This window comes from Mesorhizobium sp. P3_A9 (assembly GCF_056402975.1).
The window spans coordinates 1-9,421 of sequence record NZ_JBFUGJ010000239.1; the positions used below are offsets into that span (position 1 = coordinate 1).

The 9,421-nt window shown below is 65.5% G+C and carries 11 protein-coding genes; 4 read left to right on the forward strand and 7 right to left on the reverse strand.

Annotated features, from left to right (window positions below):
- Together AC1DX0_RS25155 and AC1DX0_RS25160 are read right to left on the reverse strand one after the other, a co-directional pair.
- Positions 1-434 (reverse strand): ROK family protein (locus AC1DX0_RS25155; protein WP_477357207.1); only part of this gene is annotated, 434 nt, incomplete at its 3' end.
- A gap of 30 nt (positions 435-464) precedes the next feature.
- Entirely contained in the window at positions 465-1,373 is a 909-nt protein-coding gene (locus AC1DX0_RS25160; RefSeq protein WP_477357208.1) for a tagatose-bisphosphate aldolase, read from the reverse strand.
- Between the two features lie 285 nt (positions 1,374-1,658).
- Here AC1DX0_RS25160 and AC1DX0_RS25165 point away from each other — a divergent pair, with 285 nt between their 5' ends.
- The 4 genes from AC1DX0_RS25165 to AC1DX0_RS25180 all read left to right on the forward strand — a co-directional run bounded on the left by AC1DX0_RS25165 (position 1,659) and on the right by AC1DX0_RS25180 (position 5,883).
- A complete protein-coding gene (locus AC1DX0_RS25165) occupies positions 1,659-2,558 on the forward strand; it encodes a sugar-binding transcriptional regulator (protein WP_477357210.1) in 900 nt (299 codons plus the stop codon).
- A 445-nt stretch (positions 2,559-3,003) separates the two neighbouring features.
- Positions 3,004-3,981: an ABC transporter substrate-binding protein gene (locus tag AC1DX0_RS25170; protein WP_477220260.1), complete on the forward strand. Its 978-nt coding sequence runs from the start codon at positions 3,004-3,006 to the stop codon at positions 3,979-3,981.
- Positions 3,982-4,073: 92 nt separating this feature from the next.
- Complete coding sequence (locus AC1DX0_RS25175; protein WP_477220259.1) at positions 4,074-5,135, forward strand: ABC transporter permease subunit; 1,062 nt, start codon at positions 4,074-4,076, stop codon at positions 5,133-5,135.
- Complete coding sequence (locus AC1DX0_RS25180; protein WP_027043364.1) at positions 5,128-5,883, forward strand: ATP-binding cassette domain-containing protein; 756 nt, start codon at positions 5,128-5,130, stop codon at positions 5,881-5,883. The genes AC1DX0_RS25175 and AC1DX0_RS25180 overlap by 8 nt, the downstream gene beginning before the upstream one ends.
- A gap of 180 nt (positions 5,884-6,063) precedes the next feature.
- On the opposite strand, the gene AC1DX0_RS25185 is transcribed toward AC1DX0_RS25180, so the two are convergent.
- From AC1DX0_RS25185 to AC1DX0_RS25205, 5 genes are all read right to left on the reverse strand, one after another.
- Positions 6,064-6,570: an L-2-amino-thiazoline-4-carboxylic acid hydrolase gene (locus tag AC1DX0_RS25185; RefSeq protein WP_477220258.1), complete on the reverse strand. Its 507-nt coding sequence runs from the start codon at positions 6,568-6,570 to the stop codon at positions 6,064-6,066.
- Positions 6,567-7,352 (reverse strand): ABC transporter ATP-binding protein, encoded by a 786-nt coding sequence (locus AC1DX0_RS25190; protein ID WP_477220257.1) that lies wholly within the window; start codon positions 7,350-7,352, stop codon positions 6,567-6,569. Before AC1DX0_RS25190 ends, AC1DX0_RS25185 begins: the two co-directional genes overlap by 4 nt.
- Positions 7,349-8,359, reverse strand: coding sequence for an ABC transporter ATP-binding protein (locus tag AC1DX0_RS25195; RefSeq protein WP_477357212.1), 1,011 nt, complete (start codon positions 8,357-8,359; stop codon positions 7,349-7,351). The genes AC1DX0_RS25190 and AC1DX0_RS25195 overlap by 4 nt, the downstream gene beginning before the upstream one ends.
- On the reverse strand, positions 8,356-9,186 hold the full coding sequence (locus tag AC1DX0_RS25200) for an ABC transporter permease (protein WP_477220255.1): 831 nt from the start codon (positions 9,184-9,186) through the stop codon (positions 8,356-8,358). The genes AC1DX0_RS25195 and AC1DX0_RS25200 overlap by 4 nt, the downstream gene beginning before the upstream one ends.
- The coding region (locus tag AC1DX0_RS25205; RefSeq protein WP_477357214.1) for an ABC transporter permease subunit at positions 9,183-9,421 on the reverse strand (239 nt) is incomplete at its 5' end. The genes AC1DX0_RS25205 and AC1DX0_RS25200, both read right to left, overlap by 4 nt.

The window sequence follows — 9,421 nt, forward strand, 5'->3', positions numbered from 1 at the left end:
CGCATGATCCGCCGATCTTGAGCGACACCGCCGCCGATGCCGGTGCCGATGGTGAGCATGACGATGTTGCCATGGCCGCGCCCGGCGCCGAGGGCCATCTCGGCGGCCAGCGCCATGTTGCAGTCATTGTCGATGACGACAGGCTTGCCGGTCATGTCTTCCAGGCGCTGCGCCAGGGCAACCGAGGCGAGGTCGACATAGCCGCCCGACAGAACGGCGCCGCGCCGCGCATCGACGCGGCCGGGAATACCGACGCCGATGGCCTTCACATCCGGCGTGTCGAGAAGGCGCACCATGTCGGCGATGCGGCCAAGCACCAGTTCCGGGTCGGGCGCGCTCTTTTCGGAAACGCGCTTGAGGATTTCACCGGTCTCGGAGATGCGGGCGGCACGCAGATTTGTGCCGCCAATGTCGATTCCTATGCTGAGAGGCATGACGTCCTGCGCGTGATCCAAACTAGATTATCAGGCAGCGGCCTTCTGCCGGTAGTGCCCGATCACGGCCTGGATCTCACGCAATCGCGGCACTGCGATGGTCTTAAGCCTTTCGCGCTGGATGTCACGGTCGAGCGATATGCAATCCTTCCACAGCGAGCGGCCGGCGATCACGCCCGAGGCGCCGTTCTGCATGGCGATCTCGACCTGGCCGAGGAAGGTGGCGTGGTTGACGCCGGCCGAAAGCACCGCCCACGGCACGTCGCCGGCCATTTTGGTGATGTTGGCGCAGGCTTGCGGCGTTCCGGGGTAGGGAAGCTTCAGCACCTTGGCGCCGCACTCCAACGAAATCCTGGTGCCTTCTTCGACAAGCCATGGCGTCTTGGTCGCATAGTCCTCGGGGCTTTCCCCATCGAGCTGATAGGTCAGGAATTCGACGACCAGCAGCAGGTCCTCCTGCCCGAAATCGGCGATGCATTGGCGCAGGATGGCGATGTTGTGCTCGTTSGCYTCMGGCYTGTCGGCCCKSAGATASACCATGATCTTRCCGCCGGTGCCGCCSAGTGCGCGGACGCGGCGCGCRTCGATGYCGGGAACCAGGCGYGACAGGCGGTAGCCCTCAGGCGAGACGTCGAAACCGGAAGCGTCGAGGCCGATGAGCAGCGCGGTATCGCGGTTCAAGACGCCCTCGTCGACAATGCGCGGCACCGCGCAAAGCGGGTCGAGCAGCACGCAGGACGCGGCACTGGCGAGGTAGCGCGTGATGTCAGCCTTGGTGTCGCCGAGCATGTCGTTGGTGATCTTGGCCTGTTCGGCGGGATCCGACGCCAGCAAGGTCCGCATGCCGCCGCGCTGGTCGCAGGCGATGGCCACCATGGCCCCGTCCTTGCCGCATATCTGCTGATAGCCGCGCAGTTCCGCGGTGGTCATCTTCGTCATGGTCTCAATCCGATGTTGGCGCTCTCTCGGAGGGCGCGGATCCCGTGAAAACAATGTTCGGTTCTGCCCGCCTTGCCGGCAGGCAGGGAGATTTTGCCGAGGTACTGCGCCATCCGCCCTCGCGAACAATGCCTCGCCGGCCTTGCGACCAAGGATCGGCCGAMAGTTGCGAGTTGGCTGGATTTGCGCGATAACTCCCGTCGGCGTATACGTGTGTAACACGTTGCTGAAAGGAATTGCAAGCTGTCTGTTTCCCCCATCCAGGATGCGGCCGCATCGCGGACGATGCTGCATACGGTTGCCAAGCTGCATTATGTGGAAGAGCTGTCGCAGGTCGACATCGCGCGGCAGCTGGGTGTCTCTACCGCGACGATTTCGCGCCTGCTGCAGCGGGCGCGGGCGGAAGGGGTCGTGCGAATCGAGGTTCTCGACCTGGCGACGCCTGAGGACATCACCAGGCAACTGATCGATGGCTTGAAATTGCGCGATGCCGCCGTGGTCGAGACGCCGGCTGCGGGCACTCTGGCGGCGCTCGCGGCGCCGCTTGGCGGGCTGCTCAGGCAGGCGCAATTGATGGCGGGCGCCGTCGTCGCCATCGGCTGGGGACGCGCCGTGCGCGAGGTGATCCGGGCCGGCCTGCCGCGCATGCCCGGCGTGCTGACCGTGGCTGCCACCGGTGGCATGCAGCAGCAGGCGGCGCATTTTCAGGTCAACGAATTCGTGCGGCTTGCCGCCGAGGAGTTTGGCGGCACACCGCATTTCATTCACGCGCCCTATCTGCCCTCCACCGAATTGCGCGAGGTCTTCCTGCGCGACACGGCCATCCGCGATGCCGTCGCGTTGTGGGAGCGGACCGATGTCGCGATCGTCGGCATTGGCCTGCCGCATGCCATCAATGCTCCCGAGGCAAGCGCCGCCACGCCGAGCGAGCAGGCGCTGGTTCATGCGGCCGGCGACGTGCTTCGCCATTACTTCGATGCCGAGGGCACGCTGATCGCCTGGGAAGGCGAGAGCCGGATGATCGCCATGTCGCCGGCSCAGCTKCGCGCCGTGCCGCTGGTSATCGGCSTYGCCGCKTCGCCGGARAAGGCGACGGCAATCATTGCCGCCGTTCGCGCCGGGCTGATCAACACGCTGGTGACGGATACCAAGACGGCGCAGGCCATCCTCGCGACGCTCGCGTAGCGATTGAACGGGCAGGGCGCTACCGCGATTGGTGGCTCTGGGCGATCCAAGGCGCGGCCACGAAAACCAGTTGTGCCGCCGCAAGCCCCGCGCGATAGTTGACCGGGGCTCTACGGAGCAGTCGGATGTTGTACGGTGTGAAAAACCCGGCGCTGTCAGCTCGGAAAAACCGGGTTGCAATTTATTTCTGCAAAGTGTTACAAGTTCGAACGCCCGCCGCCAAGGCGCGGCGCAGGCCACGGTTTGCCGGACCTCGCGGAGGCTGAGGAACGGGCTGTGGCCAGATACGCCGGTCGGCTGACCGGCTGACATATAGACTGGAGGGCGCTTGGGAGGAGCTGCCCGCGAAAGGCAAACRGGCGTTCCCGGCCGTCGCATCCGAACGGATGACGGCCATTCCGATGTCACTTGCAACGGCAGATCTGCCAATAATGAGGAGGATGTCATGAAGAAGATTGTTGCCGCGCTCGCGGCGCTTGCCGTCAGTGCGACGGTGCTGATGGCGCCTGCACAGGCGCAGGACAAGAAATACACCATTGCGCTCATTCCGGGCCTGACCACCGACGGCTTCTACATCACCATGCGCAAGGGCGCCCAGGCGGCGGCCGATGCGCTTGGCGTGACCCTGGTTTTCCAGGGCGCGCCGGACTTCAACCCGGTCACCCAGGTGCCGGTGCTCGACGCCGTCATCGCCAAGAAGCCTGACGCGATCCTGATCGCGCCGACCGACAAGGTTCAGCTGGTCGAACCGCTGCGCAAGGCCAATGACGCCGGCATTCCGGTCATCACTGTCGACACATTCATTGGCAGCGGCGTCTACCAGACCGGCGCCGGCGATGCCGATTTCCCGCTGGCCTACATCGCTTCGGACAATGTCCTGGGCGGCGAGATTGCCGCTCGCGCGCTTGCCACCGCCATTGGCGACAAGGGCAAGGTCTATGTGTCGAACGTCAAGCCCGGCATCTCGACCACCGACCAGCGTGAGGAAGGCTTCAAGAAGGAGATGGCCAAGCATACGGGCATCACCGTGCTGGAGACCCAGTTCAATGACGACGACGCAAACAAGGCGGCTTCGCAGCTGCAGGCGGTGTTCGCCCGCAATCCCGACCTGGTCGGCGTGTTCGGCGCCAATCTGTTCTCGGCACTGGGTGCCGCCAACGGCGTCAAGCAGGCCGGACAGAGCGGCACCGTCAAGGTTGTCGCCTTCGATGCTCCGACCAGCATCGTCGACAACATCAACACCGGCCTTGTCGATGTGGCGATCGCCCAGCATCCCGCCGAGATCGGCTATTATGGCGTCGTCTCAGCCTATGCTCATCTGACCGGCCACTCGATCCCGGTCACCATCGGCACCGGCTTCACGATCATGGACAAGTCCAACATCGCTGACCCGAACATCTCGAAGTATCTCTACTCCGAGTAAGTCCAGACCAGCTCGGCTCCTCCCGGCCCGCCGGGAGGAGCCTGCCGGGTCCTCGCCAATCGAGGCCCGTTTGAAGGCGCCGCGGAGTATCCATGACCTCGACATCACCAGCCCAGCCGGCCGACAAGCATGTCGCCCCTCAGGCCGATCACGGCGATCCGGCCAGGAGCCTGATCGCACGCATCGCCGAAGGGCGCGCCTGGCTGTTCCTTGCCGGCCTGCTCATCTGTTTCGAGGCCTGGTCACGGCTCGCCTTCGGCGCGACCTTCGTGCTCAATCCGTTCAACCTGCAGTCCATCGCCATCTTCGCCGTGGCGCCGCTGCTGCTGGCGACTGGACAGACCTTCGTCATCATTTCGGGCGGCATCGACCTGTCGCTCGGCTTTATCATGGGGCTGGCCGCCGTCATCGCCGCGCATGCCACCAATTTGGCGGGGGCTGCCATTCCCCTGCCGCTGGCCATGCTGGCSGGCATCCTCGCCTCGGTGATCGTTGCCGGCGTGCCCGGCGTCATCAACGGCCTGCTGATCTCGCGCCTCAAGGTTCCACCCTTCATCGGCACGCTCGGCATGTTCGGCGTCGCCCGCGGCGCCGCCTTCCTGCTCGCCGGCGGCACGACGGTGCCGGTGCAGAATTCCTGGTTCGCGCTGCTCGGCAACGGCAAGTTCTATGGCGTGCCCTATCTGGTGCTGATCACCGCGGTCTTCGTCATTGTGATGCACTATCTGCTCAGCCAGACCCGGTTCGGCCAGCACAATTATGCCATCGGCGCCAATGTGCAGGCGGCGCGGCGCGCCGGCATCGACATCAGGGGCCACATATTGCGGCTCTATGTGCTGTCGGCGATGTGCGCCGGCCTTGGCGGAGCGCTCTACGCSGCGCGCTTCACCGCSGGTGCSGCGCARGCCGGCGAGCCCYTGCTGCTCGACAGCGTCGCGGCGGTGGTCATCGGCGGCGCCAGCCTGTTCGGCGGCTCCGGCACCATCTTCGGCACGGTCGCCGGTGCGCTGGTGATCGCGGTCATCCAGTACGGGCTGGTCTTCGTCAATGTAGAGCCGTTCTGGCAGTTCATCGCTGTCGGCGTCGTCATCATCATTTCCGTTCTTATCGACCAGGCGCAGCGCCGGTTCAGTGGAGCCCGTCAGGATGAATAGCAGCAACCAGACCACGCCCCTGCTGGAAGTCCGCAACCTCTCCAAGCATTTTGGCGCCGTGCGCGCGCTCAACGACTTCTCCATGGCCGTGCGGCCGGGTGAGGTGGTGGCGCTGGCCGGTGACAACGGTGCCGGCAAGACGACGCTGATCAAGGCGATATCGGGCGTGTTCCAGCCGACGGGCGGCGAAATCCTGCTCAGGGGCCAGCCGGTGACGTTCGCGACGCCGCAGGAGGCGCGCGAGAAGGGCATCGAGACGATCTACCAGGATCTYGCGCTCGCCGACAATCTGTCGATCGGCGCCAACATCTTCCTTGGCCGCGAACCGATGCGCAAGGCGTTCGGCTTCCTGCCGGTGCTTGACCGCAAAGCAATGGCCGAGGCTGCCAAGGCGACGATGGGGCGGCTGGACTTCCATGTCAGCCGGCTCGAGGCTCCGGTCAGCAATTTCTCCGGTGGCCAGCGCCAGGCCGTCGCCATCGGCCGCGCCGTCTACTGGGATGCGCAGATCCTGATCATGGATGAGCCTACCGCCGCCCTTGGCGTGCCGGAGCAGCGCAAGGTGATTTCGCTGATCCACCAGCTCAAGGCGCAGGGGCGCGGCGTGATCTTCATCTCGCACAATCTGCAGGACATTTTTGCGGTGTCGGACCGCATCGTCGTGCTGCGGCGCGGCGTCCAGGCCGGCGAGCGCAAGATCTCCGAGACCAACCATGACGAGGTCGTCAAGCTGATGGTCGGCGGCTAAGCTGTGCCGATATTCAGGTGATGCCGGTCTGCAAACGACGGCTTCCTGCGCTTCCCCGTTCTACTGCGTCGCAGTAGAACGGTGCTCACGTACTTTAAGTACGCTCCGCTCCGGTTCTCGGAAGCCATCGTTTTCGACTCGGCCTGACCCGATCTCAACACACCTTTGATCGTCAATTGCTTAGCCGGCATCGCGATTGGTCAGCGCGATRTGGCAGCAGCCGGARCCRTGGCCCGGSGTCCAGGTRACATTGTCGAAGCGCACGCCGGTCGCCTCGAACAGGCCGCGGTCGAAGGCGCCGGCAATGCGGCAGAGCGTGGCGAGCTTTTCGTCTCCGACGTCTGCCTCGACCCAGGCGTCCTTCAGCGGGCAGCGCTTCACCTTGAAGGCGATGCGGTCATCACCACGTTCGACGTCGGTCGGATACATCAGGCCTCCGTCCGGACTGACGGCAAGAAACGCTTCGCCGATCGCGCGTGCGTCGTTGGCGCCGAAGCTGGCGAAGGCTGCCGCCGCCACTTCCTTGCCGCGCTGCTCGATGGCGCGGATCATGATCGCCTCGGCCTTTTCAGCACCCATCTCCCCGCTCAGCTCTTCAAGGAACAGGCGGTAGAGATCGGCACGGTTGCGGAAGGCGGARTCGAGTTCGCGCGACAGTTTTTCGGCTCTGGCTTCGGGGTCGGTCATGATGCGTCCTGCGGGGTTCTTTTCAGCTTTGGCGCTGCTGCCACCAGCGCCTTGCCGATGGTCGATTGCGGTGCGTCGATGATGGCGCGGGCATCGCCGCTCTCGGCGATCCGCCCGGCATCGAGAAGGACGACACGGTGGGCGATGGCACGGACGACGCCGAGATCGTGGGAAATGAAGAGATAGGCGATCCGTTCCTGCCTCTGCAGGTCGAGCAACAGGTCGAGGATTTGTCCGCGCACCGAGACGTCGAGTGCTGATACCGCTTCGTCAAGCACGATCAGCGACGGTTTCGTGGCGATGGCGCGGGCGATGGCGACGCGCTGGCGTTGGCCGCCGGAGATTTCATGGATGGCACGGGGCGCAAGCTCCGCCGACAGCCCGACGCGCTCGAGCAAGGCGGCGATACGGCTTGGGCGCTCGGCGCGGGAGGCGATGCCATGGATGCGCAAGGGATCGTCAAGCACGCGCGCCACCGTGGCGCGCGGATTGAAGGCGGCAAGCGGATCCTGGAACACCATTTGCAGGCGGGCGCGGCGAGCACGCAGAGCAGCGCCACGCAAGGCCAGGAAGTCATCGCCCTCGAAGTCGATGCGGCCGGCGTCCGGCTCGATCAGCCGCAACACCAGCCGCGCGATCGTCGATTTGCCGCTGCCGGAGGGGCCGGCCAATGCCAGTGTTTCGCCGGGCTCGATATGAAAGGAGACATCGTCGACGGCGATGACGGTGTCACCGCCGCGACGGTAGCGCTTGGTGAGGTTCGACACTGCGAGCAGGCTCATGCGTGCAGCCCGACCCGCTTCAGCAAGGGTTCGGCGTCGAGGCCGATATGGGCGTCCAGCAGGGTGCGGGTGTAGGCTTGCGTTGGGGCGCCGACAATCTGCGCCGTCGTGCCAAGCTCGACCAATTGACCGTGGCGGAAGACGGCGATGCGCTCGGCAAGGTCGGCCGCCAGCGCGATATCATGGCTGATGAACAGCAGCGTCATGCCGTCCTCGGCCACCAGCCGCCGGATCAGCGCGACGATCTCGGCTTRCACGATGGTGTCGAGCGCGCTGGTCGCCTCGTCGGCGATCAGCAGTTTCGGCCCGGCCGCGATCGCGGCCGCGATCGCCACGCGCTGCTTCTGGCCGCCGGAGAGCTGATGCGGGAAGGCATGCAGGGCCGAGTATGGATCAGGGAGGCGGACGCGTTCGAGCAGGGTTTTGGCTCTTGCATAGGCCTGCGGCCAATTCAGGCCGAGATGGGTGCGCGCGACTTCGGCGATTTGTTTGCCGATGGTCATGACGGGATCGAGGCTAGCCGAGGGGTCCTGGAAGACGAAGCCGATGTCGCGGCCGAGGAGGGGCAGTCCACCGCGAAGATGACGAAGTTGGCGCTCTATGGCGCCCCCCTCTRTCCTGCCGGACATCTCCCCCACTAGGGGGGAGATTGCGCTGTCGCCACCGCTTTCGCCAATCTCCAACGCTGCAGAGGGAGAGCCGGCGACGGAGCTGCCGATCTCCCCCCTTGTGGGGGAGATGTCCAGCAGGACAGAGGGGGGCGCCTGGACACCCAAGGTTGGTTGTGTTCGCCAGAACCAATCGATGCGACCTCCAACCTTGGCGGAAGCCGGCAACAACCCCGCAATCGCCAGCGCCAGCGTGCTCTTGCCGGAGCCACTTTCGCCGATAATAGCCAGACGCTCGCCAGCCATGATGTCGAGGCTGATGTCCCTCAGCGCTGCCACCTCGCTGCCGTCGCGGCGGTAGGTCACCGTCAGGTCGCGGATCGACGCCAGCACGCTCACGACAGGCCTCGTCTGACCGCCGTCGTCTCGACGATGCCTTCACCGGCCAGATAGACGCCCAGTACCGTCAGCACCAGTGCTATGCCTGGAACGATCGACAGGAAGGGCGCGGTGCGCAGCACGGCGCGGCCTTCGGCGATCATGCCGCCCCAGGTGACGCGGTTCGGGTCGCCGAGGCCGAGGAAGGACAGCGCCGCCTCGGTGAGGATGGCGGCGGCGACGATCACCGATGACATCGCCAGCACCGGCGGCAAGGCGTTGGGCAGCACCTCGCGAAAGGCGATTTCGAGCGGATGCATGCCTATGGCACGGGCACTGGCGACATAGTCGCGTTCGCGGATGGAGAGGACTTCCGCACGGGCAATTCGCGCCGGGCCGGTCCAGGTGCCGAGCGCTATTGCCGCAACGACGACGCCAAGCGACGGCCCAACGACGCTGACGAAGGCCAGCGCCAGCAGGAAGCTCGGCACGGTCTGGAAGGCATCGGTGATGCGCATCAGCACCTCGTCGACGAGACCGCCGGCAAAGCCGGCCAGCGTGCCGACCACAGAGCCGATAGCGAGTGCGGCCGCCGCTGCAGCGAGCCCGACGGCAAGTGAGGTGCGGGCRCCGTGGAAAAGCTCGGCCAGCACGTCGCGGCCGAGCCGRTCGGTGCCGAGMGGCAGCGACCAGTCCTCGAAGGGCGGCAGCAGCGCCGGGCCGGCGATGGCTTGCGGGTCGCCGGGAAACAGCAGTGAGGCCGACAGCGCCATCGCTATCAGCGCACCCAGAAGGATGGCGCCGGCAACAGCCTCGGGAGTGCGCAGGAAGCGGCGGAGCGTATTCATGTGCCGGCCTCGTTGGCGCCAACGCGCGGATCGAGGAAGGCATAGGCGATGTCGACGAGCAGGTTGATGACGATGACCAGGACAGCGCTGACGAGGATGATCCCCAGCAGCAGCGGCGTGTCGCGCGAAGCCACGGCTTCCTGCGCCAGCCGGCCGAGGCCTGGCACGGAAAAGACGCTCTCAATGACGACGCTGCCGCCCAGCATCTGCGCCGATTGCAGGCCGAGCATAGTGA